21 protein-coding genes are annotated in these 24,142 nt (G+C 63.5%); 15 read left to right on the top strand and 6 right to left on the bottom strand.

Going from position 1 to position 24,142, the window contains the following annotated elements; translation table 11 throughout:
• Window positions 1-29: 29 nt before the first annotated feature.
• Window positions 30-1,202 (bottom strand): ABC transporter substrate-binding protein, encoded by a 1,173-nt coding sequence (locus AB4N92_RS01540; RefSeq protein WP_021492848.1) that lies wholly within the window; start codon window positions 1,200-1,202, stop codon window positions 30-32.
• A 186-nt stretch (window positions 1,203-1,388) separates the two neighbouring features.
• Here AB4N92_RS01540 and AB4N92_RS01535 point away from each other — a divergent pair, with 186 nt between their 5' ends.
• Window positions 1,389-2,651 (top strand): sensor histidine kinase, encoded by a 1,263-nt coding sequence (locus tag AB4N92_RS01535; RefSeq protein WP_236267468.1) that lies wholly within the window; start codon window positions 1,389-1,391, stop codon window positions 2,649-2,651.
• Window positions 2,648-3,274 (top strand): response regulator transcription factor, encoded by a 627-nt coding sequence (locus AB4N92_RS01530; protein ID WP_236267467.1) that lies wholly within the window; start codon window positions 2,648-2,650, stop codon window positions 3,272-3,274. Before AB4N92_RS01535 ends, AB4N92_RS01530 begins: the two co-directional genes overlap by 4 nt.
• Window positions 3,275-3,312: 38 nt before the next feature.
• On the opposite strand, the gene AB4N92_RS01525 is transcribed toward AB4N92_RS01530, so the two are convergent.
• Window positions 3,313-3,960: a pentapeptide repeat-containing protein gene (locus AB4N92_RS01525; protein ID WP_021492846.1), complete on the bottom strand. Its 648-nt coding sequence runs from the start codon at window positions 3,958-3,960 to the stop codon at window positions 3,313-3,315.
• Window positions 3,961-4,038: 78 nt separating this feature from the next.
• Complete coding sequence (gene exaA / locus AB4N92_RS01520; RefSeq protein WP_021492845.1) at window positions 4,039-5,931, bottom strand: quinoprotein ethanol dehydrogenase; 1,893 nt, start codon at window positions 5,929-5,931, stop codon at window positions 4,039-4,041.
• Between the two features lie 255 nt (window positions 5,932-6,186).
• On the opposite strand from exaA, the gene pedF reads away from it, so the two are divergent.
• The 10 genes from pedF to AB4N92_RS01470 all read left to right on the top strand — a co-directional run bounded on the left by pedF (window position 6,187) and on the right by AB4N92_RS01470 (window position 17,250).
• Complete coding sequence (gene pedF / locus AB4N92_RS01515) at window positions 6,187-6,648, top strand: cytochrome c-550 PedF (protein ID WP_021492844.1); 462 nt, start codon at window positions 6,187-6,189, stop codon at window positions 6,646-6,648.
• 3 nt (window positions 6,649-6,651) lie between these two features.
• Window positions 6,652-7,527, top strand: coding sequence for a substrate-binding periplasmic protein (locus AB4N92_RS01510; RefSeq protein WP_010209356.1), 876 nt, complete (start codon window positions 6,652-6,654; stop codon window positions 7,525-7,527).
• A 9-nt stretch (window positions 7,528-7,536) separates the two neighbouring features.
• Window positions 7,537-8,286: a quinoprotein dehydrogenase-associated SoxYZ-like carrier gene (locus tag AB4N92_RS01505; RefSeq protein WP_021492843.1), complete on the top strand. Its 750-nt coding sequence runs from the start codon at window positions 7,537-7,539 to the stop codon at window positions 8,284-8,286.
• Window positions 8,287-8,302: 16 nt separating this feature from the next.
• Entirely contained in the window at window positions 8,303-9,235 is a 933-nt protein-coding gene (locus AB4N92_RS01500) for a quinoprotein relay system zinc metallohydrolase 1 (protein WP_010209360.1), read from the top strand.
• A 126-nt stretch (window positions 9,236-9,361) separates the two neighbouring features.
• On the top strand, window positions 9,362-11,137 hold the full coding sequence (locus tag AB4N92_RS01495; protein WP_010209362.1) for a PQQ-dependent methanol/ethanol family dehydrogenase: 1,776 nt from the start codon (window positions 9,362-9,364) through the stop codon (window positions 11,135-11,137).
• A 121-nt stretch (window positions 11,138-11,258) separates the two neighbouring features.
• Window positions 11,259-12,779 (top strand): acetaldehyde dehydrogenase ExaC, encoded by a 1,521-nt coding sequence (exaC, locus tag AB4N92_RS01490; RefSeq protein WP_010209363.1) that lies wholly within the window; start codon window positions 11,259-11,261, stop codon window positions 12,777-12,779.
• A 197-nt stretch (window positions 12,780-12,976) separates the two neighbouring features.
• Window positions 12,977-13,048, top strand: coding sequence for a pyrroloquinoline quinone precursor peptide PqqA (gene pqqA / locus AB4N92_RS01485; RefSeq protein ID WP_010209364.1), 72 nt, complete (start codon window positions 12,977-12,979; stop codon window positions 13,046-13,048).
• 126 nt (window positions 13,049-13,174) lie between these two features.
• The gene (gene ercA, locus AB4N92_RS01480) at window positions 13,175-14,338 is read left to right on the top strand and encodes an alcohol dehydrogenase-like regulatory protein ErcA (RefSeq protein ID WP_010209365.1); all 1,164 of its coding nucleotides are present in this window, start codon (window positions 13,175-13,177) and stop codon (window positions 14,336-14,338) included.
• The gene (locus AB4N92_RS01475) at window positions 14,322-15,692 is read left to right on the top strand and encodes an ATP-binding response regulator (protein WP_021492841.1); all 1,371 of its coding nucleotides are present in this window, start codon (window positions 14,322-14,324) and stop codon (window positions 15,690-15,692) included. The genes ercA and AB4N92_RS01475 overlap by 17 nt, the downstream gene beginning before the upstream one ends.
• Before the next feature lie 79 nt (window positions 15,693-15,771).
• A complete protein-coding gene (locus AB4N92_RS01470) occupies window positions 15,772-17,250 on the top strand; it encodes a DASS family sodium-coupled anion symporter (RefSeq protein WP_010209367.1) in 1,479 nt (492 codons plus the stop codon).
• A gap of 184 nt (window positions 17,251-17,434) precedes the next feature.
• Here AB4N92_RS01470 and AB4N92_RS01465 read toward each other — a convergent pair whose 3' ends face one another.
• On the bottom strand, window positions 17,435-18,223 hold the full coding sequence (locus AB4N92_RS01465) for an SDR family NAD(P)-dependent oxidoreductase (RefSeq protein WP_010209368.1): 789 nt from the start codon (window positions 18,221-18,223) through the stop codon (window positions 17,435-17,437).
• 177 nt (window positions 18,224-18,400) lie between these two features.
• On the opposite strand from AB4N92_RS01465, the gene AB4N92_RS01460 reads away from it, so the two are divergent.
• The 3 genes from AB4N92_RS01460 to AB4N92_RS01450 all read left to right on the top strand — a co-directional run bounded on the left by AB4N92_RS01460 (window position 18,401) and on the right by AB4N92_RS01450 (window position 21,890).
• The gene (locus AB4N92_RS01460) at window positions 18,401-18,988 is read left to right on the top strand and encodes a TetR/AcrR family transcriptional regulator (RefSeq protein WP_010209369.1); all 588 of its coding nucleotides are present in this window, start codon (window positions 18,401-18,403) and stop codon (window positions 18,986-18,988) included.
• A 116-nt stretch (window positions 18,989-19,104) separates the two neighbouring features.
• Window positions 19,105-20,748 (top strand): MFS transporter, encoded by a 1,644-nt coding sequence (locus AB4N92_RS01455; protein WP_187517315.1) that lies wholly within the window; start codon window positions 19,105-19,107, stop codon window positions 20,746-20,748.
• Window positions 20,745-21,890 carry an HlyD family secretion protein gene (locus AB4N92_RS01450; protein ID WP_010209371.1) on the top strand — a complete coding sequence of 382 codons (1,146 nt, stop codon included), beginning with the start codon at window positions 20,745-20,747 and terminating at the stop codon, window positions 21,888-21,890. Before AB4N92_RS01455 ends, AB4N92_RS01450 begins: the two co-directional genes overlap by 4 nt.
• Before the next feature lie 110 nt (window positions 21,891-22,000).
• On the opposite strand, the gene AB4N92_RS01445 is transcribed toward AB4N92_RS01450, so the two are convergent.
• Together AB4N92_RS01445 and AB4N92_RS01440 are read right to left on the bottom strand one after the other, a co-directional pair.
• Entirely contained in the window at window positions 22,001-22,861 is an 861-nt protein-coding gene (locus AB4N92_RS01445; RefSeq protein ID WP_236267381.1) for an aldose 1-epimerase, read from the bottom strand.
• Window positions 22,861-24,141, bottom strand: coding sequence for a TRAP transporter large permease (locus AB4N92_RS01440; protein WP_038453403.1), 1,281 nt, complete (start codon window positions 24,139-24,141; stop codon window positions 22,861-22,863). The genes AB4N92_RS01445 and AB4N92_RS01440 overlap by 1 nt, the downstream gene beginning before the upstream one ends.
• Window position 24,142: the final 1 nt, after the last annotated feature.

Genomic DNA, 24,142 nt, shown 5'->3' with positions numbered 1-24,142 from the left:
GCGGAGTCCTTATTATTGTGGGTAGGTGATCAAGGGAAGCGGCAGGTCACCTCGGGTTTGTCATAGCCCAGGCTGTCCATTTCGTTGGTGGGGTGCAGGAAGCCGTCCTGGGGCGAGGTGCTGACCAGCGCGCGGGGCTGCACGATGGGAATCGGTTGGCGCAGTTGGCCGTTCCAGGGGCGGTAGCTAAGCTTGCGGCCCTTGAAACCATCCAGGGGCAGTTGCTCGCTGATTTCCAGTTGACGGATCGCCATGGGCTCGACCTGGCGCAACTTGCTCACTGCACTGGCGATGCTGCGCACGGCCATCCAGGCGGCGAAGTCGCGGTCGTTCATCCAGCGCCCGGCCAGGGCCTCGAAGCGTTTCTGCAATTGGGCAGCGCCGTAGGTCTCGACGGTTTTGTGCCAGCCAGTGGGCGTCAGGCCCTGAGTGCCGGCGACGGGGCGCGGGTACCAGGTTTGGTAGGGCACGTACTCGCCGAAGTCGCCGCGCTCGTCGGCCACCAACACCACGTCGTATTCGGCGGTCTGGGTGAACAGCGGCATATCCGCCTGGGCGCTGCGGCGTTGGTCGTTATCGAAGCGCCAGGCCTTTTCCGCCACCCACTGCACGCCGAAGCGTTTGGCGGCGCGACGCAGGGCGGCGGCGTAGGCCTGGTCATCCTCGGTGGGGCCGACGATCAACAGCGCTTTCTGCCATTTGCGCACGACCAGGAACTGCGCCAGCGCATCGGCGAGCATCGCGCGGCTGGGCAGCGTATGCAGCACGTTGCCCAGGCAGGCGGTGCTGCGCAGGCTGTCATCCGGGCTGCCGGCATTGAACAGCAGGCTGTCGGGCAGCGCCGCGCTGAGTTGGCGCAGGCTGGCGGCAGGCGCGTTGACCACGAACAGGCGCAGGCCTTGGGCATGCTGGGCTTGGGCGGCGGCGAGCAGGGCGTCTGGGGTGTCTACCGTGGCGGTCGTCAGGCTATAGCGCTGGTTGAGAAAGGCGCCGGTGCTGTTGCTGTCGAGGATCGCCAGTTCAGCGCCGCGCTGCCCGGCATCGGCAGGCTCGGGAATGACGTTCGACAGCAGCGGGCCCGGATCGGGCCGATAACCCAGGTAGCCGATCTGCACCTGCAAGGGCGCTTCAGCGGCCTGGCCGTTGGCGGCCCAGGCGATTGCCAGCAGGCAGATCACGGCGTAGGGGGCGAGCTGGCGCATAAGGCACTCCATGACAGGTAGCGCCAGCATAGGAACCCTGAACGTCGCTGCAAATATGCAGAAAGTAGCGCTGGGGCAGTACCAAGGTAGTAGCCCCGCGCAGCGAGTGCGGTCTTAGCATGGATCCCTACCGGTCTTATTCACAGGAGTGACACGAGCATGCGCGTCTTCACCACCCGGCCCGGCCTGTCGGCCCTATGGCGCATCAACCTGTGGGTGTGCGGCTTCTTCGCCCTGGTGACCTGCGCCTGCACCGCGCTGTTGCTGCACCAGGCCCTGGCCGATGTGGAGCACGAGCTGCAATCGGCCGAAGCAGTGGTGCACTACCTGAGCGAAACCGCCGAGCGCGACCCGGCCAGCCTGCAACCCCACCTCACCGCGAGTTTGCGCCATGTACGTGTGCACTGGCTGGCGAGCGGCGACACCGCGCAAGCGCCGGCCCCGGACGGGCTGGACGCCTGGCTCGGGCGCCTGCTGTTTGCCGAGGCACGACGCAGTGCCCAGGTGCTGGACTTGTCGGACGGTCGGCGCGTGTCCATCGCCGTCGACCCTCGGGATGAGATCGATGAGGTCTGGGATTCCCTGCAACAACTGCTGGGCCTGTGCGCCCTGGCCCTGGTGTTGAGCCTGTTGACCATCCGCTGGGCGGTGCGCCGTGGCATGGGCGTGCTGGATGAATTGCTGCGCGCGCTGCATCAGGTGTGCGCCGGCCAGCTCAACGTGCGCCTGCGCAGTAAAGGCGCGCCGGAAGCACGGCAGTTGGCGCTGCACTTCAACCGCATGACCGACGCCCTGGAGCAGGCGCGCACCGATAACACCCGGCTCACCCAGACCCTGCTGGCGGTGCAGGAACAGGAGCGCACCCACCTGGCCCAGACCCTGCACGATGACCTCGGTCAATACCTGGCCGGCATTCGCGCCCAGGCCTGCCTGTTGCGCCTGGTCACCGACCAGCCGCATCTGCTGGCGTCCACCGTGGCGCAATTGGAGGATCACTGCGAGCACTTGCAGCAAGGCTTCAGGGCGCTGGTCCACGATCTCTATCCGGTGGCCCTGCAACACCTGCCGATGGCCGAGGCGTTTTCGATGCTGGTCACGCAGTGGCAGGCCAGCCACGGCATTCCCTGCCACCTGCAAGTCAGTACGGACCTGCCGCTGTTGCCCGGCGCCAGCAAGACCCATCTGTACCGTCTGCTCCAGGAAGCCCTGACCAACATCCTGCGGCATGCCGACGCCAGCCAGGTGCACGTGCGTCTGCAACATCGCGGTTCGCGCCTGCGCCTGTGGGTGCGTGATAACGGTCGCGGTGCAGACACGCCCCAGCGGCCCGGCGTGGGCCTGTATTCGATGGCCGAACGCGCCCGCTGCCTGGGCGGCGAATTGAAGATCATCAGCCAGCCCGGCGCCGGCTGGGCGTTGGCGTTGAACGTGCCGTTGGAGGCTTCATGAATATTCTGTTGGTGGATGACCACGCTGTGGTGCGCCAGGGTTATGCCAGCCTGCTGCGCGCGCTGCTGCCGGCCGTTGAAGTGCGCGAGGCGGCCAGTGGTGAAGAAGCGTTGAGCCGGGTCCAGGAAGCGCTGCCGCACCTGGTGATCATGGACTTCGGCTTGCCGGGCATCAGCGGCCTGGAAACCACCCGTCGCCTGCGCCAGCGCCTGCCGCACCTGCGTGTGCTGTTTTTCAGCATGCACGACGAGCTGCCCCTGGTGCGCCAGGCCCTGGACGCCGGGGCCTCAGGCTACCTGACCAAAACCTCGGCCCCCGAGGTGTTGATCGAAGCGGTGCGGCGCATCCTCGACGGCCACGCCTACATCGAGCAGGCCCTGGCCACCGAACTGGCCTATACCCCCAGCGATCGACGCTTGCAGGGCATGACCCCGCGTGAACTGGAGATTTTCCTGATGCTGGCCAGGGGCACGCCTACCCGAGCGATTGCCGACCAGCTGAATATCAGCAGCAAGACCGTGTCCAATCACCTGACCTTGCTCAAGAGCAAATTGCAGGTGAGTTCCCATGCCGAGCTGGTGCACCTGGGGATCGACATGGGGGTGGTGCGGGTGGTTGGATAACCGGGCGTGCACAAAACCCACATTTCAATGGCGTCGTTTCAGCGATCCCAGGTCGTTGGGCAATCCTGGCAGCCCTCCATATTGGCATCCTGGAAGTTCGCATAGTGCTGGCGACTGCCGGTGAGGGTGGCCTGTTCCAGGTTGCTCTCGCCGAACTTGGCTTCCTGCAGGTTGGCGTCGCTGAGGTCGGCACCTTGCAGGTCGGCCTTGCTCAGCCAGGTCATCTCCAGGTCGGCCGCACGCAGGTTGGCCTTGTGCATTTTTGCCCCGGACAGCCGCGCAAACTGCAGGTAGGCCGCACTGAGGTTGGCGTTTTCGAACTGCGCCCCCTGGGCAAACAAGCCCCAGCCCTGGATCGCCATCAGCGTGGCGCCGCTGAAGTTGGCCAGGCGCAGGTTGGCCTGTTGCAGGCTGGCGCGGGTCAGGTTGGCGCCTTGCAGCTGGGCTTTTTCCAGGTTGGCCAGGTCGAGGTTGGCATGGCGCAGATCCGCCTCGCGCAGGTCGGCGCCGGCCAGGTTCATCTTGCTCAAGTCCTGGTTGCGCAAATCGGCGCCCTTGAGGTTGGCGCCGGGGCATTGGCTGTGTTCGGCGAGGGTACAGCCGTTGATGATCAGCGGGGCGTCGTCGCCATCGTCGGCGTGCGCCAGGGGCAGGGAGAGCAGGAGTAACAAGGGCAGGTAGTTCATCGTGCAACCTCTAGGGATCCTGTGGTGAGCGGGGCAAGCCCGCTCATCACAAAAGGCGGTCCGGTCATCTCGCAAGGGTTACTTCTGGGCGGTCTTGTTATCCCAGCTCGGGATCTTGAACACCCAGAACGACCCGCCCTGTGCCACCGGCTTGGTCAGCTCGGCCATGTCGCCGCCCCACAACGGCACCGCGCCGCCATAGCCGACGGTTACGCCGACATATTGCTCGCCATCCTGCTCCCAGGTGATCGGCGGCGAGACGATGCCGCTGCCGGTCTGGAACTTCCACAGCTCCTTGCCGGTTTTGGCGTCGAAAGCTTTGAAGAAGCCGTCGCCGGTGCCGGTAAACACCAGGTTGCCCTTGGTGGCCAGCACGCCAGCCCACAGCGGCAAGGCTTCCTTGTGCTCCCACACCACCTTCCCGGTGGTTGGGTTCATCGCACGCAGGGTGCCGACGTGGTCGTCATACATGCGCTTGATGCGAAAGCCCATGCCCAGGTACGCCGAGCCCTTCTTGTAGTTGACCTCTTCGGTCCAGTATTCCTCTTTCCACTGGTTGCCGGGGATGTAGAACAGCCCGGTGTCCTGGCTGTAGGCCATGGGGTTCCAGTTCTTGCCACCCAGGAACGGCGGCGAGACTTCCACCGGTTTGCCTTTGGTTTCACCCGGCAATGGCTTGGCCGGACGCTGGCCTTCGTTCTCCACCGGACGCCCGGTCTTCAGGTCGATATGGCTGGCCCAGGTGATGTTGTCGACGAAGGGGAAGGCGTTCTGCAGCTTGCCGTTATTGCGGTCCACCACATAGAAAAAACCATTGCGGTCGGCGTGGCCGGTGGCCTTGACCACTTTGCCGTCCTTGTCCTTGTAGTCGAACAGCACCAGCTCGTTGTTGCCGGAGAAGTCCCAGGCGTCGTTCGGGGTGTGCTGGTAGAACCACTTCACTTCGCCGGTGCTGGGGTCGACGCCGACCTGGCCCGAGGTGTAGAGGCTGTCGAAGTCGTGGGGGTTGCCGTCCTTGGCGGTGCGCGCCCAGGTGTTCCACGGGCCGGGGTTGCCGGCGCCGACGATGATCGTATTGGTCTCGGCATCGAAGCTTGCGCTCTGCCAAGGGGCGCCGCCGCCGTGGCTCCAGGCCTCGACCTTGCCGGTTTCGGTGGTCGGGTCATCCGGCCACGAAGGGGCCTTGACGTCGCCGGTCGGCGTGCTGTCCTTGCCGTTCAGACGGCCCATATGGCCCTCCACGAACGGGCGCATCCATACTTCTTCGCCAGTGTCCGGGTCGCGGGCAAACAGCTGGCCGACCACGCCGAATTCATCGCCGGAGCTGCCGTGGATCAGCAGCACCTTGCCGCTGACCTTGTCTTTGATCAGCACCGGAGCGCCGGTCAGGGTGTAGCCGGCGGCGTGGTCGCCGAACTTCTTGTTCCACACCACTTTGCCGGTGTTCTTGTCCAGGGCGATCAGGCGCGCGTCGAGGGTGCCGAAGTAGATCTTGTCGCCGAAGATCGCCGCACCCCGGTTGACCACGTCACAGCACGGGCGAATGTTGTCGGGCAGGCGGTGGTTGTAGGTCCACAGGCGCTTGCCAGTCTTGGCGTCGAGGGCGAACACGCGGGAGTAGGAGCCGGTGACGTAGACCACGCCGTCGCTGACGATGGCCTGGGACTCCTGGCCGCGTTGCTTCTCGTCGCCGAACGAGTAGGACCAGGCCGGGGTGAGCTTGAACACGTTCTTGTCGTTGACCTGGGCCAGCGGGCTCCAGCGCTGGGCGTTGGTGCCCATGCCGTATTGCAGCACGTCCTGGGTGGTCAGGTGGTCGTTGGCGATGTCTTCCCAGGTGACAGTGCGCGTCGGCTTGGCGGGTTCGGCGGCCGCGAACGTTACAGCACTGAGGGACAGGCTGCCCACCAGCACAAAGGCTTGCACGGCAAGGCTTAAAGGTGAGCGGGCGGGTAGCGATCTTATTGTCATGGTTGCAGTTCCCAGTGGAGGTTTTGGCCTGCACAGGGTGGAACGCCGGGGCGCCGGGCGGATACGGAAAAAGTCCCGCTGTGGCCGGGAAGACTTCCCGGGGCGCCGCTGTTTTAGGCGTGCCCCACAAGCCCTACTACCAAGGGAGGAGAGGGCGGCCACCAAAGCAGCATACGGCCCATGTCCCGGGGTTTCTAAGATGGTTGCCATAGCCTCTGCAATGAGGTTTTGCGTGCAATCCTGAGGGCAAAAATAATGACAACAAAACACAATGCCTTGCTCGTCGCCGGGCTGTTGGTCGGTGTGATCGCCGCGGGCTCCGCCTGGGCCCATGGTGACGTGGTCCCGCAAGCGGTGGAAACCCAGGGCCTGACCTCGATCAAGGACGCCGGCGTGCCGGTCAACGAAGACGGCTGGGCGGCGGTCAATCCGTACCGCACCTCGCCTGAACACGATCGGGCCGTGGAGATTGGTTCGTCCGCCTACAACCAGAACTGCGCCGCCTGCCACGGCCTGGAAGCCAAGTCCGGCGGCATCGCCCCCGACCTGCGCATGCTCGATGTGGGCGAAGCCGGTGATGAGTGGTTCGTCGAGCGCGTGCGCCATGGCGCGGTGCGTGACGGCCGCGTGTACATGCCGAAAATGGCCGACTACCTGAGCCAGGAAGCCTTGTGGGCCGTGCGCACCTACCTGGATACCGTGCACGTCGAGCAGTAAGCCATGCGCCTGTTCGCTTATGTGCTTGGCCTGGCCCTGCTGTGTTGCCAGCCGGCACAGGCGCAGGTGCGCAGCTATGACCAGATGATCGCCGCCGGCGACATCAACGTGGCGGTGTACAAGGACTTTGCCCCCTACAGTTTCGAAGACGGCGCCACCGCGCGCGGGGTCGACGTGGAGCTGGCCCAGGCCCTGGCCACGGCGCTGGGGGTACGGCTCACGTTGATCTGGGCGCCGGCCGGCGAGAAGCTCGACGACGACCTGCGCGACTACATCTGGCGTGGCAGCCAGTTGCACAACCAGCAACTGGCCGACTTGATGATGCGCGCGCCCTACGATCGCGATTACGCACAGAAGCGCAACGACCAGGGCGAACTGGAAAACGGCCATGTGGTGATGTTCGGGCCGTATCAGAACGAACAATGGCAGGTGGCTTACGACCGTCGGCGCCTGGACAGGGTTGCCAGCGTGGCGGTGTTCGAGCAGCACCCGATTGGCGTCGAAGTCGACAGCGTGCCGTCGTTCTACCTCACCTCGGTGTTCAACGGCATGCTCGCCGCCAAGACCCATCACTACCCCGACGTCCCCCAGGCCTTTGCGGCGATGAAAGCCGGTGAGGTCGATGCGGTGATGGCGATGCGCGGCGAAGTCGATTGGCAGGTGCATGAAGCCCACGACCCGCAACTGGCCCTCGCTGAAAACGCCTACCCGAACATGGGCAAGCAGCGCTGGGAGATCGGCATGGCGGTGCACGAGAGCAATCGCCAGTTGGCCTACGCGGTGGAAGAGGCGCTGGAAGGCTTGATCCGCGACGGCGCGGTGCAAGCCATCTATGCCCGTTACGGCCTGCAGTATGAAGTCCCCGAGATGTATCAATAGGAGCAGGCGATGAACTGGCGACTGAGCTGCATCTTGGCGTGCTGGCTGCCGCTGGCGGCTCACGCCGTGGAGGTCGACCCGGTGCCGTCGGTGATGTGGGCGTTTTATCACAAGCAGTTCCTGGCCGAGGCGCCGTTCGTGTTCGACGACCGAGTCAAGCTGCTCGCGCCGCCGTTCGCCGAAGATGCGCGCCAGGTGCCGCTGGAAATCGACGCCCGCGCCTTCAACGGCCATGTGGTGAAAATCCTCGCCTGGGCCGAGCTCAACCCATTGCCGAAAATCGTCGACTTCCAACCCAGGGCCGGCGTGCTGCCGTGGCTGTCGCTGCGGATTCGTATCGAGCAGGCCACGCCGTTGCGGGCGGCGGTGCTCACCGATGACGGGCTGTGGCATGTGGGCTCGACCCTGATCGACGCGGCCGGTGGCGGCTGCACCGCGCCCAGCGTGGTACGCACCCAGCCGGGCTGGGAAGAGCACATCGGCGAAGTGCTCGGCGGCCGTTACCCGCGGGGCGAGTTCAGCCGCGTACGTGTGCAGGTGGCGCACCCGATGGACAATGGCATGGTCAGCGGCATCCCCGAGTTTTTTATCAACCATGCGCAACTGCTTGGCCGGGACGGCCAGGTGTTGGCTGATCTTGAGCTGTTCCCGGCGGTCAGCGAAAACCCCAACCTGGCCTTCGACATCGACGCGCCGGGGCCTACTCGGCTGGTGCTGCGCGACAACAGCGGCAATGAGTTCGACGCGGCCATCCCCTGACCAGAAGGAGCGCGGCATGCGCTGGATTCTATTGTTATGCCTGGGCCTGAGCCTGCCCGCCCTGGCGGACCTCGACTACGCCCTCAAGCCCCGATTGATCGCCGATGACACCTGGCTGCTTGAAGGCAGCACCGACAATTTTGCCAAGGCCAATGGCGGCAATATCGTCAACACCGCCTTCATTGTCACCGAGGCTGGCGTGGTGGTGATCGACACCGGACCGTCGCGGCGCTATGGCGAAGCCATGCGCGAGGCCATCGCCCGCGTCACCCCCAAGCCGGTGACCCAGGTGCTGATTACCCACCATCACCCCGACCATGCGCTGGGCAACCAGGCCTTCAAGGACGTGCCCATCGGCGCCCTGGCCGAGACCACGCGGCTGCTGCACGAGCAGGGCGACGGCATGGCGGAAAATCTCTACCGCATGGTCGGCGACTGGATGCGCGGTACCGAGGTGGTGTTGCCGACCCAGGTGCTGGAACCCGGTGTGCTGAGCGTCGGCCGCCACGACTTGCGCTTGCTCGCGCTCACCGGCCACACCGGCGCCGACCTGGCGATCTTCGACCAGAGCACCGGCGTGCTGTTCGCCGGCGACCTGGTGTTTTACCAGCGCGCGCTCACCACCCCCAACAGCCCGGGGCTGGCGGTGTGGCTGGCCGACCTCGGCACCCTGCAAGCCTTGCCCTGGACCCTGATCGTGCCCGGCCATGGCCCGGTGGCCAGCGACGCGCAGCCCTTCACGCAGATGCGCGACTACCTGACCTGGCTCGATCAACTGCTGCGTGACGGCGCGGCCCACGGCAGCGACATGGCCGAGATGATCCGCAGCCCCATCCCTGAACGCTTCGCCACGATCAGCCTGAGCCGCTATGAACTGATCCGCAGCGTCAGCCACCTGTACCCGCGTTACGAGCGCGAACGGATGCAACGCGTGGATTCGGCGCGCTGACCCGCTACTAAGGAACTAGCAAACTCGATACTGCGGTCAATTGTGACAACGGCCCCTGCGCCCAAGAATCTGCTCCAGACCGGGAAAATTTCCCGGGTATAACAAAAAACCGCAGAGGTAGCCGTCATGACCCAACCCGCACGCCGCCAACCCTTCGCCTTGAGTGTGTTGCTCGGTGCCATCCTGTTGTCAGGCCAGGCCATGGCCTCGGTGACCGATGAGGAAATTCTCCAGGACCCGAAAAACCCCGGGCAGATCGTCACCAACGGCCTGGGCGTGCAGGGCCAGCGCTACAGCCCCCTCGACACCCTGAACGTCGATAACGTGAAGGAACTGCGACCGGTCTGGGCGTTTTCCTTTGGCGGCGAGAAGCAGCGTGGGCAACAGGCGCAGCCGATGATCAAGGATGGGGTGATGTACCTCACCGGTTCCTACTCGCGGGTGTTCGCGGTGGATGCGCGCACCGGCAAGAAGCTCTGGCAGTACGATGCGCGTCTGCCCGATGACATCCGCCCGTGCTGTGACGTGATCAACCGTGGCGTGGCGCTGTACGGCGACCTGGTGTTCTTCGGCACCCTCGACGCCAAGCTGGTGGCGCTGAACAAAGACACCGGTAAAGTGGTGTGGAGCAAGAAAGTCGCCGACCACAAAGAAGGCTACTCCATCAGCGCCGCGCCCCTGGTGATCAACGGCAAGCTGATTACCGGTGTGGCCGGTGGCGAGTTCGGCGTGGTGGGCAAGATCGAAGCCTATGACCCGAAGAACGGTGAACTGCTTTGGAGTCGCCCGACGGTCGAAGGCCATATGGGCTACGTCTATAAAGACGGCAAGGCGGTTGAGAACGGTATCTCCGGTGGCGAGGCGGGCAAGACCTGGCCCGGAGATCTGTGGAAAACCGGCGGCGCCGCACCGTGGCTGGGCGGCTACTACGACCCGGAAACCAACCTGCTGCTGTTCGGTACCGGCAACCCGGCGCCGTGGAACTCGCACCTGCGCCCTGGCGACAACCTCTACTCGTCCTCGCGCCTGGCGCTGAACCCGGACGACGGCACCATCAAGTGGCACTTCCAGACCACGCCCCATGACGGCTGGGACTATGACGGCGTGAACGAGCTGGTCTCCTTCAACTACACGGAAGGTGGCAAAGAGATAAAAGCTGCCGCCACAGCCGACCGTAACGGCTTCTTCTACGTGCTTGATCGCACCAACGGCAAGTTCATTCGTGGTTTCCCGTTTGTCGACAAGATCACCTGGGCCACCGGCCTGGACAAGGACGGTCGGCCGATCTACAACGACGCCAGCCGCCCTGGCGCTCCGGGCAGCGAAGCCAAGGGCACCTCGGTGTTCGTCGCACCGGCGTTCCTGGGCGCGAAAAACTGGATGCCGATGGCCTATAACCGCGACACCGGGTTGTTCTACGTGCCGTCCAACGAGTGGGGCATGGACATGTGGAACGAAGGCATCGCCTACAAGAAGGGCGCGGCGTTCCTCGGTGCGGGCTTCACTATCAAACCATTGAACGAAGACTATATCGGCGTGCTGCGCGCCATTGACCCGAAGACCGGCAAGGAAGTCTGGCGCCACAAGAACTTCGCGCCGCTGTGGGGCGGAGTGCTGACCACCAAGGGCAACCTGGTGTTCACAGGCACGCCGGAAGGCTTCCTGCAGGCGTTCAACGCCAAGACCGGCGAGAAAGTCTGGGAATTCCAGACCGGCTCCGGCGTGCTCGGCTCGCCTGTGACCTGGGAAATGGACGGCGAACAGTACGTCTCGGTGCTCTCGGGCTGGGGCGGTGCAGTGCCGTTGTGGGGCGGTGAAGTGGCCAAGCGCATCAAGGACTTCAACCAGGGCGGCATGCTCTGGACCTTCAAGCTGCCCAAAGAGCTGGTCGCCAAACACTGAATCTACGACCAAATGACAAGCGCCCCCCTGCCAACGGCGCATTCGCCGGGCAACGGGGGCTCTTTACTATCGGGTCATCGCCTGTTGACCGACAGGCCCGGACCCAGACAGAGGCTTTAACATGATCTACGCACAACCTGGCACCCCTGGCGCCATCGTCAGCTTCAAGCAGCGCTACGGTAATTACATCGGCGGTGAGTTCGTCGCCCCGCTCAGCGGTGAATACTTCACCAACACTTCGCCGGTGACCGGTGAAGTGATCGCCGAATTCCCGCGCTCCAACGCCGCCGATATCGACAAGGCCCTCGACGCTGCCCATGCCGCCGCCGACGCCTGGGGCAAAACCTCGCCTCAGGATCGCTCCCTGGTGCTGCTGAAAATCGCCGACCGTATCGAGCAGCACCTCGAAGTGCTGGCCGTGACCGAAAGTTGGGACAACGGCAAGGCCGTGCGCGAAACCCTCAACGCCGACGTGCCTCTGGCCGCTGACCACTTCCGCTACTTCGCTGGCTGCATCCGCGCCCAGGAAGGCGGCGCCGCCGAGATCAACGAACACACCGCGGCCTATCACTTCCATGAGCCATTGGGCGTGGTCGGGCAGATCATTCCGTGGAACTTCCCGCTGCTGATGGCCGCCTGGAAACTCGCCCCGGCCCTGGCCGCCGGTAACTGCATTGTGCTCAAGCCGGCCGAGCAGACGCCGCTGTCGATCATGGTGTTTGCCGAATTGATCAATGACCTGCTGCCACCGGGCGTGCTGAACATCGTCCAGGGCTTTGGCCGCGAAGCCGGGGAGGCACTGGCCACCAGCAAGCGCATCGCCAAGATCGCATTCACCGGCTCGACCCCCATCGGTGCGCACATCATGCATGCCGCCGCCGAGAACCTCATTCCCTCCACCGTGGAACTGGGCGGCAAGTCGCCGAACATCTTCTTCGAAGACATCATGCAGGCCGAGCCGCAGTTCATCGAAAAAGCCGCCGAAGGCCTGGTGCTGGCGTTCTTCAACCAGGGCGAAGTGTGCACCTGCCCGTCGCGGGCGCTGGTGCAGGAGTCGATCTACGACGACTTCATGAAAGTGGTGATGAAGAAGATCGTCAAGATCAAGCGCGGCAACCCGCTGGACACCGAAACCATGGTTGGCGCCCAGGCGTCCGAGCAGCAATACGACAAGATCCTCTCCTACCTCAAGATCGCCCAGGAAGAGGGCGCCGAGCTGCTCACCGGCGGCGCAGCCGAGCGCCTGGAGGGCGACTTGTCCAGCGGTTACTACATCCAGCCGACCTTGCTCAAGGGCCACAACAAGATGCGCGTGTTCCAGGAAGAAATCTTCGGCCCGGTGGTGGGCATCACCACCTTCAAGGACGAAGCCGAAGCCCTGGCGATTGCCAATGACAGCGAGTTCGGCCTCGGCGCCGGGCTGTGGACCCGCGACATCAACCGTGCCTACCGCATGGGCCGGGCGATCAAGGCCGGGCGCGTGTGGACCAACTGTTATCACCTGTACCCGGCGCATGCGGCGTTTGGCGGCTACAAGAAGTCGGGCGTGGGGCGTGAGAACCACAAGATGATGCTCGATCACTACCAGCAGACCAAGAATTTGCTGGTGAGCTACGACATCAATCCGCTGGGTTTCTTCTAACCCTCTGACTGCAATGCGGTCTCCTGTGGGAGGGGCGGTGCGACGATTCGACTTGCTCCCTCCCACATTTTGCTCCCTGTACATTCGCGACTAATGCAGTGCGGCATTTACTTCGAAAGTAGCATTCGCCCCCCCATCCCCCCCCATGCATTAATGCCCATACCGGAATCTTCCGGCACAACAAGAGGACTCTCCCTATGTGGACCAAACCCGCCTTCACCGACCTGCGTATCGGCTTCGAAGTGACCATGTACTTCGCCAGCCGCTGATCCATCTCCGGCCAGCCTTGTGCTGGCCGGTGCGGTATTGGGAATGACCCTTTGGTCTGATTGCATTCGCCTGTGAATGGGTTAGTGTGAAGCGCATCTACCAAAATAATAACAACAGGCTTTCCAATGAGCCCAAATCTGAGCCTCCTGCGTAAATTCGTCTCGCCTGAAATCATCTTTGGTGCCGGCTGTCGGCATAACGTCGGTAACTATGCCAAGACCTTTGGCGCGCGCAAGGTGTTGGTGGTCAGCGACCCCGGGGTGATCGCCGCCGGTTGGGTCGCCGATGTGGAAGCCAGCCTGCAAGCCATCGGCATCGACTATTGCCTGTACAGCGCCGTGTCGCCCAACCCGCGCGTTGAAGAAGTGATGCTCGGCGCCGAGGTGTACCGCGAAAACCACTGCGACGTGATCGTGGCCATTGGCGGCGGCAGCCCCATGGACTGCGGCAAGGCCATCGGCATTGTGGTCGCCCATGGGCGCTGCATCCTCGAGTTCGAAGGCGTGGACACCATTCGTGTGCCGAGCCCACCGTTGATCCTGATCCCCACCACCGCCGGCACGTCGGCGGATGTCTCGCAGTTCGTGATCATTTCCAATCAGCAGGAACGCATGAAGTTCTCCATCGTCAGTAAGGCGGTGGTGCCGGATGTGTCGCTGATCGACCCGGAAACTACGGCGAGCATGGACCCGTTCCTGTCCGCCTGTACCGGCATCGACGCGCTGGTGCATGCCATCGAGGCGTTCGTGTCTACCGGCCACGGCCCGCTGACCGATCCCCATGCGCTGGAAGCCATGCGCCTGATCAACGGCAACCTGGTGCAGATGATCGCCAACCCCGGTGACATTGCCCTGCGCGAGAAGATCATGCTCGGCAGCATGCAGGCCGGCCTGGCGTTCTCCAATGCAATCCTCGGCGCGGTGCATGCCATGTCTCACAGCCTCGGCGGGTTTCTCGACCTGCCCCACGGGCTATGCAACGCAGTGCTGGTGGAGCATGTGGTGGCGTTCAACTACAACTCGGCGCCGGAGCGCTTCAAGGTGATCGCCGAGACCTTTGGCATCGATTGCCGGGGCCTCAGCCATCGGCAGGTTTGCGCGCGGCTGGTGGAGCATCTGATTGCACTGAAGCACGCCATCGGCTTTCACGAAACCCTCGGTTTGCATGGGGTGCGCGTGGCGGATATTCCGTTCCTGTCCCGGCATGCGATGCACGACCCGTGCATCCTCACTAACCCACGCGAGTCCAGCCAGCGTGACGTCGAGGTCGTGTATGGCGAAGCGCTCTGAAGATCAGCAACAGGCTCTGGCCGGGCTGCTGGGCCTGGGCAATCACTCGGCGCGCAAGAGCCACTACCCGGAACTCACCGCGCGTCTCGACGAACTGGAGGCCGAGCGCAACCGCTATATCCGTCTCAACGATGAGCTGGAGCAGCGCGTGGCGGTGCGCACCGATGAACTGCTGGAAGCCAACCGTAACCTGCAACAGCAGATTGCCCAGCGCGAGCAGGTCGAGCAGGAGTTGCGCGATGCGCGCGACGCCGCCGAGGCTGCCAACCGCAGCAAGGATAAATACCTCGCCGCCGCCAGCCACGACCTGCTGCAACCGCTTAACGCGGCGCGGTTGCTGATCTCGACCCTGCGCGAACGCAACTTGCCCAGCGTCGAGCAGGTGCTGGTGGAACGTACGCACCAGGCCCTGGAAGGCGCCGAGGATTTGCTCACCGACCTGTTGGATATTTCGCGGCTCGATCAGGCGGCGGTCAAGCCCGACGTGGCGCTGTATCGCCTGGATGAGCTGTTTGCGCCGCTGGTCTCGGAGTTCCAGTCGGTGGCGCTGGCGGCCGGCCTCAACCTGCGCGCGCGCACCGGCCATTATGCGATTCGCACCGACTTGCGCCTGGTGACGCGAATCCTGCGCAACTTCCTCAGCAACGCCTGCCGCTACACCGACGAGGGCTGCATCCTGCTCGGCGCACGCCGCCGTGGCGATTGCCTGCGCCTGGAGGTGTGGGACACCGGGCGCGGCATCGCGGCCGACCGGCTCGACGCGATCTTCCTTGAATTCAACCAGCTCGATGTCGGCCGTGCTTCGGACCGCAAAGGCGTGGGGCTGGGCCTGGCGATTGTCGAGCGCATCGCCGAGATCCTCGGCTACCCGGTGGCGGTCCGTTCGTGGCCGGGGCGTGGCTCGATGTTCAGTATCGAGGTGCCCATCAGCGAGGAGATGCCCCTGGCGATCAGCCAACTGCCGGTGCTACCGACCACGGGTAACCCGCTGCCGGGGCGGCGCCTGCTGGTGATCGATAACGAGGTGAGCATCCTCGACAGCATGCGCGCCCTGCTGGCGCAGTGGGGCTGCGAGGTGATCACCGCCACCGACCAGGCCGGGGCGTTGCTGGCACTGCAGGGCAGGGCGCCGGAGTTGATCCTCGCCGACTACCACCTCGACCACGGCGTGGTGGGCTGTGCGGTGGTCAAGCACCTGCGCGAGCATTTCGCGCAGAACATCCCCGCCGTGATCATCACCGCCGACCGCACCGACCAGTGCCGTCGCGTGCTGCGCCGCCTGGACGCGCCGTTGTTGAACAAACCGCTCAAGCCCGGCAAGTTGCGGGCGGTATTGAGCCAGTTATTGACCTAGGGTCTTGATACCCGTCAACACCCGTTGCGGCGCTTTGCCCCATGCTGCGGGCCTGATTCAGAGCCCGACGGAGCCCGCCATGAACGCCCCCGCAACAACCGCAGCATCCTTCAAGTTGCCCCTGGGCCTGGTGATCGGCGTACTGGTGATGGTCGGCGTGCTGCTGTTGCCGCTGCCCGCCGACCTGCCGGTAGCCGGGCAGCGCATGCTGGCGATCCTCGCGTTTGCCGTGGTGGTGTGGATCACCGAGGCGGTGTCTTATGAAGCCAGCGCGATCATGATCACCTCGCTCATGGCGTTTTTGCTCGGCACGGCGCCGTCGCTGCAAGACCCCACGCACCTGATCGGCTCCAGCCCGGCCATCAGCATGGCGCTCACCGGCTTTTCAAATCCGGCGCTGGCGCTGGTGGCAGGCGCGTTGTTCATCGCGGCGGCAATGACCCACACCGGCCTGGACCGGCGCATCGCTCTGGTGACCCTGACCCGCGTCGGCACCAGCACCCGCGGCATTCTGCTGGGGGCGATTGCGGTGACGATCCTGCTCAGCCTCGTCGTCCCCAGCGCCACCGCGCGCAGCGCTTGTGTGGTGCCGATCATGATGGGCGTGGTCGCAGCGTTCGGCGTGGACAAACGCTCCAATATCGCCGCCGGCCTGATGATCGTGGTGGCCCAGGGCACCAGTATCTGGAACGTCGGTATCCAGACCGCCGCCGCGCAAAACCTGCTGACCGTGGGCTTTATGGACAAGATGCTCGGCCAGCGCGTGTCGTGGATCGACTGGCTGATCGCCGGCGCACCGTGGGCGGTGATCATGTCGGCGGTGTTGCTGTTCCTGGTAATCAAGCTGTTGCCGCCGGAAACCGACAGCATCCCGGGCGGCAAGGAGGCCGTGGCCCAATCCCTGGTAGACATCGGTCCGATGACCGGGCCGCAGAAACGTTTGCTGACAGTGTCGGTGCTGTTGCTGTTGGCGTGGGCGACGGAAGGGCGCCTGCACCCTTTCGACACCACCTCGACCACTTACGCCGGGCTGGTGTTCCTGCTGCTGCCGGGGGTTGGAGTGATGACCTGGAAGGACGTGCAGTCGCGCATTCCATGGGGCACCGTGATTGTGTTCGGCGTTGGGATCAGCCTTGGTACGGCGCTGCTGACCACTCAGGCCGGGCAATGGCTGGGCTCCCAGGTGGTGGCGCACACCGGCCTTGATCAGGTCGGGCCGCTGGGGGTGTTTGCGATCCTGGGGGCGTTTCTGATTGTGATCCACCTGGGCTTTGCCAGCGCCACGGCGCTGACTTCGGCGCTGTTGCCGATCCTGATTGCCGTGCTGCAGACCTTGCCGGGGGAGTTCAACCGGTTGGGCATGACCATGCTGTTGGGGTTTGTGATGAGCTACGGGTTTATCCTGCCGATCAATGCGCCGCAGAACATGGTGTGCCTGGGGACCGGGACGTTTACGGCACGGCAGTTCGCCAAGGTGGGGATTTTGGTGACGTTGATCGGGTATGGGTTGATGTTGGTGTTTGCGGCGACTTACTGGAGTTGGCTCGGTTGGATCTGATTGGGAATGCGTTTCTGGGTGCACAGGAGATCCAATGTGGCAGGCGGCTGAATCTCCGACTTAGCGCTGTCGCACAGCAAACTGGAAGCCCCAAAACCAGCCACTGCGCAATATCGGGTACACCGCATTCGTCCTGCATTGGGGGCGCTTCGCACCCCAACAGTTCTTATGGTTCGCGTGACTATCACACCTTGGCTTGATAGCGCTCGGCGACGGCCGATTGGCGGATCTCTGACAGCAAACCTTGGCGGGCGGCCTGCAGAGCATCCCAGCGGGCGGCGTCTTGCAATGGCGGAATGGTCACTGGCTCGCGACGATCAAAACCGACCAGCGCAGCATCGACCAGCTCGTCCACGCTCATGATTTCGCTCAGGGTATTGATGTCGATGCCCGCGCGATCCCAGATTTCCGTGCGGGTGGCGGCTGGCAGGACAGCTTGCACGTAGACGCCTTTGGGTGAGAGCTCAAGGCTCAGCCCCTGGGATAGAAACAGCACGAACGCTTTGGTTGCACCGTAGACGCTCATGCCGAATTCCGGTGCCAGCCCCACCACCGAGCCGATGTTGATAATCGCGCCGCTACCGGCGTGTGCCAGGCGTGGCGCGATGGCGCTGGCAAGTCGCACCAAGGCGGTGGTATTGAGCGCGACCAGGTTGGTAACGCTGTCGATGGATTGCTCGATGAAGCTACCGGAGAGGGCGGCGCCCGCATTGTTCACCAGGATGCCGATACTGGCGTCATCACGCAGGCGTGCTTCGACGCTGGTCAGATCGCTGGTTTGAGTCAGGTCGGCCTGGATCACGTCAATGGAAACCGCGTGTTTCTCACGCAGCCGCGAGGCCAATGCGTCTAGCCGGCCTTTGTCGCGGGCAACCAGCACCAGGTTATGCCCACGCTGGGCAAAACGCTCGGCGTAGGTCGCGCCAATGCCTGTTGAGGCGCCGGTAATCAGTACGGTTTCTGGGGTGCTCATAAGTAGATGCTCTTGAGTGTTCAGGATGGTCAGAGACGGCGATCCGCGCCGTACCGTCGCAGAGACATGCGCTGGTGGTTTTATGATGTCGGTCATAATCAAAGCTGTCAACAGTTTTGATTGTGGTCGACATCAGAGTATAGTCAGACCATTGTTCAGGAGTTCCAGGGGCGCGAAATGAAGATCACCAAAACGCAATCACTCGCCAACCGAGCGCATATTGTGGAGACGGCGTCAGAGCTGTTTCGTGAGCGTGGCTATGATGGTGTGGGTGTGGCAGAACTCATGGCGACTGCGGGTTTTACCCAGGGGGGCTTCTATAAACACTTCGGCTCCAAAGCCGACTTGATGGCCGAAGCGGCCGAAAACAGCCTGGCAAAGTCCCTGTCGAGTACGTGCGATCTCGACGTGCCGGGATTTGTAAACCTGTACGTGTCCAGGGATCACAGAGACGGCAGGGGAGAGGGGTGCACCCTGGCAGCCCTGTGTGGTGACGCCGCCCGTCAGTCGGATGATCTGAAGGCGACCTTTGCCAGTGGCGTTGAAAATACGCTGGCAGCCCTTGAGGACAAGTACACGGCGGGTGTGGATGTCACCCGCCAAGAGGTCCGCACGAAAATGATCAACCTGCTGGCCCACGCAGTCGGTGCGGTCATGCTGTCGCGGGCGTGTCCGGATGACTCGGAACTCGCGGATGAGATCCTGCAAACGTGCCGCGCTGAGATAATCGCATCGCTGCCATCGAGTAAAGAAAACAGCGCATGAGTGGCAAGATGGGCGTTAACCGATGCGCCCAAGATGGCAAGATGAACCCCGCTCAGGTTTACTACTCTGAGTAATGGTTTTACCGACGTCACCCGTCGGGTCATCTAGGTCATCGAATGGATAAATACACCCCCCACACCTGGGAACCCCACGAGCGCCCGAGCCTGCCCGGTTCGCCGTCGACGCCGTGGCACCCCACCCACAAGCGCTGGCTGTATGCGCTGGTGGGCGTGCTGGTGGCGATCACCGGTGGCCTGGGCAACGCGCTGGTCATCGCCAACCTGCAATACCTGCAAGGCGCCCTCGGGGCGACCACTGCGGAAATGGCCTGGCTGCCCGCCGCCTATGTGATGACGAACGTGTGCATGAACCTGCTGCTGGTGAAGTTTCGCCAGCAATTCGGCTTGCGTGCGTTTACCGAGGTGTTCCTGGTGCTCTACGCGCTGGTGACCTTCGGCCACTTGTTCGTCAACGACCTCAACTCGGCCATCGCCGTACGGGCGGCCCACGGCATGGTCGGCGCCGCGCTGAGTTCGTTGGGCTTGTACTACATGATCCAGGCGTTCCCGGCCAAGTGGCGGTTGAAGTCGCTGGTACTGGGGTTGGGCACCGCGCAACTTGCTTTACCCTTGGCGCGCCTGTTCTCCGAAGACTTGCTGCAAATCGCCGAGTGGCGTGGTCTGTACCTGTTCGAGCTGGGCATGGCACTCATCTGCCTGGGTTGTGTGTTCCTGCTTAAACTTCCACCCGGCGACCGCTTCAAGACGTTTGAAAAACTCGATTTCCTCACCTTCGCCATCCTCGCCAGCGGTGTGGCCCTGCTGTGCGCGGTGCTGTCCCTGGGACGCATCGACTGGTGGCTTGAAGCCCCTTGGATCGGCATTGCCTCGGCCTGTTCCCTGGTGCTGATCATGGCGGGCCTGGCCATCGAACATAACCGCGCCAATCCGATGTTGATGACCCGTTGGCTGGGCAGCGGTGTGATGATCCGCCTGGCGCTGGCGGTGATCCTGATTCGCATGGTGCTGTCCGAGCAGTCCACTGGCGCGGTGGGGTTCATGCAGATGTTGAACATGAGCTACCAGCAGATGCACACCCTTTACGTGGTGATGCTCGCCGGGGCGATTGCCGGGTTGGTGGTCAGTGCCTTGACCATCAACCCGGCGCACCTGTTGATGCCGCTGGTAATTTCCCTGGCGCTGATGGCCACCGGCTCGGTGATGGACAGTTTCTCCAGCAACCTCACGCGCCCGCAGAACCTGTACATCAGTCAGTTCCTGCTAGGCTTCGGCGGAACGTTCTTCCTTGGCCCGACCATGGTATTGGGCACCAAGAACGTGCTGACCAACCCGCGCAACCTGGTGAGTTTTTCGGTGATGTTCGGTATCTGCCAGAACCTCGGTGGCTTGATTGGCGCGGCGTTGCTGGGCACCTTCCAGATCGTGCGCGAGAAGTATCACTCCAGCATGATCGTCGAGCACCTGACCCTGCTCGACCCACGTGTGGCCGCACGGGTGCAGAGCGGCGGCTCGGCCTACGGCGGCATTGTCGCCGACCCGGAACTGCGTAACCTCATGGGCATCCGCAGCCTGGCCACCGCGGCGACCCGTGAGGCCAATGTCATGGCCTACAACGATGTGTTCATGCTGATCGCGATTATCGCGATCCTGACCATGATCTGGATCTTTATCCGCAGTCTGTGGCTGATGAGCACCACTAAAGCAGCCACTCCCGTTCAACCCAGCGGCGCACCTTCATGACCGAATCGACCACCACGACCACCAACGCCATCGCCGCCACCCCGGAAGGCACCACGCCGCCCGGCGCCACGGTCACCGAGCCGCGCTCACTGCGCGTGCGCATCCTCTCGTCCCTGGGCTTTGCCGCGATTGCCATCGTCGGGGTGCTGATCGTGCTGTATGCCTGGCAATTGCCGCCGTTCAGCAGCGCGGTGGAAACCACCGAGAACGCCCTGGTGCGTGGCCAGGTGACCATCATCGGCCCACAGCTCAGCGGCTATGTGTTCGAGGTGCCGGTGCAGGACTTCCAGTACGTCAAGGCCGGCGACCTGCTGGTGCGCCTGGATGACCGCATCTACAAGCAGCGCCTCGACCAGGCGCTGGCGCAACTGGCGGTGCAGAAGGCCGCGCTGGCCAATGTGGTGCAGCAACGCAACAGTGCCGAAGCCACCATCAAGCTGCGCCAGGCAGCCTTGGCGGACAGCCAGGCCCAGGCGCGCAAGAGCACCGCCGATTTGCGCCGCAATGAAGAACTGATCAGCGACGGTTCGGTGTCCAAGCGTGAGCTGGACGTAACCCGCGCGGCCAACGCGCAGACCATCGCCGCCGTGGCGCAAGCCCAGGCCAGCCTGGAAATCGCCCGGCAGGACCTGCAAACGGTGATCGTCAATCGCGGCTCCCTGGAAGCGGCGGTGGCGAGTGCCGAGGCGGCGGTGGAGTTGGCGCGTATCGACCTGTCCAACACCCGCATCACCGCGCCGCGCGATGGTCAGCTCGGGCAGATTGGTGTGCGTCTGGGGGCCTACGTCAACTCCGGCGCACAGTTGATGGCGCTGGTGCCGCCGCAGTTGTGGGTGATCGCCAATATGAAGGAAACCCAGATGGACAACGTGCAGGTCGGCCAGCCGGTGACCTTCACGGTGGATGCACTGAACCATCGCAAATTCCATGGCACGGTGCAGCATATTTCCCCGGCCACGGGGTCGGAATTCAGCCTGTTGCAGGCGGACAACGCGACGGGCAACTTTGTGAAGATTGCCCAGCGCGTGCCGGTAAGGATTACGGTGGACCCGGACCAGGCCGAGAGCGAGCGGTTGCGGCCAGGGTTGTCGGTTGTCGTGAGTATCGATACCGCCGGCCGCCTCAAAAACTCACCACCTTGAGCATGGCGCTGATCCCTGCAGGAGCGAGCTTGCTCGCGAAGATCGTCAACGATAACGCGGGGCGCCTGATGCCCGCGTTGCCCTGAGGTTTTTCGCGAGCAAGCTCGCTCCTACAGGGGGGTGTATTTCAGGTTGAAATTGAGTTGGACCGACTGATTGTGTTCCAGCAGTTTCAGGCCCGGTCGTCCCGCCAGGTGATGAGCGTTCACTGGATGACTCACCGGCTCGACGCAAAAGAACCCCAGCCCCGGCGGGCAGTACAGCAGGAAGTAGTCGGCCCCGCTGGCCTGGCATTCCAGCGCATAGCGCAGGTCCGGCTGTTCGATCCGGCAGTACCCATCCCACTGGCAAAAGCCGTTGTCCACCAGGCCTTCGGGCAGGGTATTCAATACCTGGAAATCCCATTCGCCCGGCACCAGCGTCAACCCGGTCGGCAGCTTGGACGCGTCACTCATCCACACCTGCGCGGCGCTGGCCTGCAACCGGGTACCTGGCCGGCGCGGAAAGTATGGATGCAAGCCCACGCCATGCCACGCCGCTGTTTCGGCCAGGTGTGTCACCCGCAGCTCGATACTCAACGCCCCGTCGTTCAAGCGAATCCGCTGCTCGGCGCGATAGGCAAACGGCGTGTCACAGCGCACTTCCAGCACCACTTCATCCGCTGTGTGGCTGACCACCTGCCACGCCTGCTGCCAGGCCGAACCATGAATCGGCAGCGGGTCGGTCAGGCTGTTGGGCGTGAGCGCGAGCCAACCGTCGGGGTTGTCGAAACCGCCGTGGGCAATGCGGTTGGACCAGGGCACCAATGGATAGCACCCCAGCTTGCCCGGCAAACCGGTATCGATCGCCTGCTGATCGTTATGGCGCAGCAACGGCTGCCCGGAGGCGCGCACCGTCCAATTGACAAGGCTGCCTCCTGTGGCTGGCGCGAGGGTGAGGTGGGTCAGGTTGTCCTGCAGTTCAATCAGCATCAGAGCACCACGCTTGGCAGCCACAACGACAGCGCCGGAATGTAGGTCACTGCCATCAGCACCAGGAACAGCACGCCATAAAACGGCAGCAGCGCTTTCACGGTCTTCTCGATACTGACCTTGCCCACCGCCGCGCCCACGAACAGCACCGCGCCCACCGGCGGGGTGATCAAGCCGATACCGAGGTTGACCAGCATGATCATGCCAAAGTGCACCGGGTCGACGCCGATACCCAGCACCACCGGCAGCAGGATCGGCGTGAGGATCAGGATCAACGGCGCCATGTCCATCACCGTGCCGAGCAACAGCAGCATGGCGTTGATGCACATCAGGATCACGTAGCGGTTGTCCGACAGGGTCAGGAACAGCGTGGTGATCTTCGCCGGGATCTGCATCAGGGTCATGATGTAGCCGAAGCTGGCGGCGAAGGCGATCAGGATCATCACAATGGAAATGGTGCGCACCGTGCGGTGCATCAGCTTGGGCAGCTCGCTCCATTTGTAGTCGCGGTAGATGAACATGGTCACGAAAAACGCCCACAGCACCGCAATCGCGGCGGACTCGGTGGCGGTGAAAATACCCGAAAGGATACCGCCGAGGATGATCACCATGGCCATCAGGCCCCAGAGCGCATCGGCGCAGATTTTCAGCGCCTGCTTGAGCGGGATGACTTCACCCTTGGGGTAGTTGCGCTTTTTCGCGAAGATCAGGCACAGCACCATCAGGCACGCGCTCATCAACAACCCAGGCACCACGCCGGCCATGAACAGCGAGGCGATGGACACCGAGCCGCCCGCCGCCAGGGAGTAGAGCACCGAGTTATGGCTGGGCGGGGTCAACAGCGCCTGCACCGAACCGCTGACGGTCACCGCGGTGGCGAATTCACGCGGGTAGCCACGGCGCTCCATTTCCGGGATGAGCACTGAGCCGACCGAGGCGGTGTCCGCCACCGACGAGCCGGAAATCGCGCCGAAAAACGTCGAGGCCATGATGTTCACCAGCGACAGGCCACCGCGCACAAAGCCCACCAGCACGCCGGCAAACGCGACCAGCCGCCGTGACATGCCACCTTCGGCCATGATCGCGCCAGCCAGCACAAAGAACGGAATCGCCATCAGCGAAAACTTGTTCACGCCGCCAGCCACCTGGATCATCAGGGCCTGGAACGGGATATCGATCCACCACGCACCGATCAGCGCTGACAAGCCCAGGGCGTAGGCCACGGGCATGCCGATCAGGATCAAGGCGATAAAGCTGCCCAACAGAATCAATGCGTCCATA

It is taken from the genome of Pseudomonas sp. S3_A09 (assembly GCF_054668065.1).
Note: the sequence above shows the minus strand (reverse complement) of the source record. Positions and strands in the feature narration are given on the sequence as shown.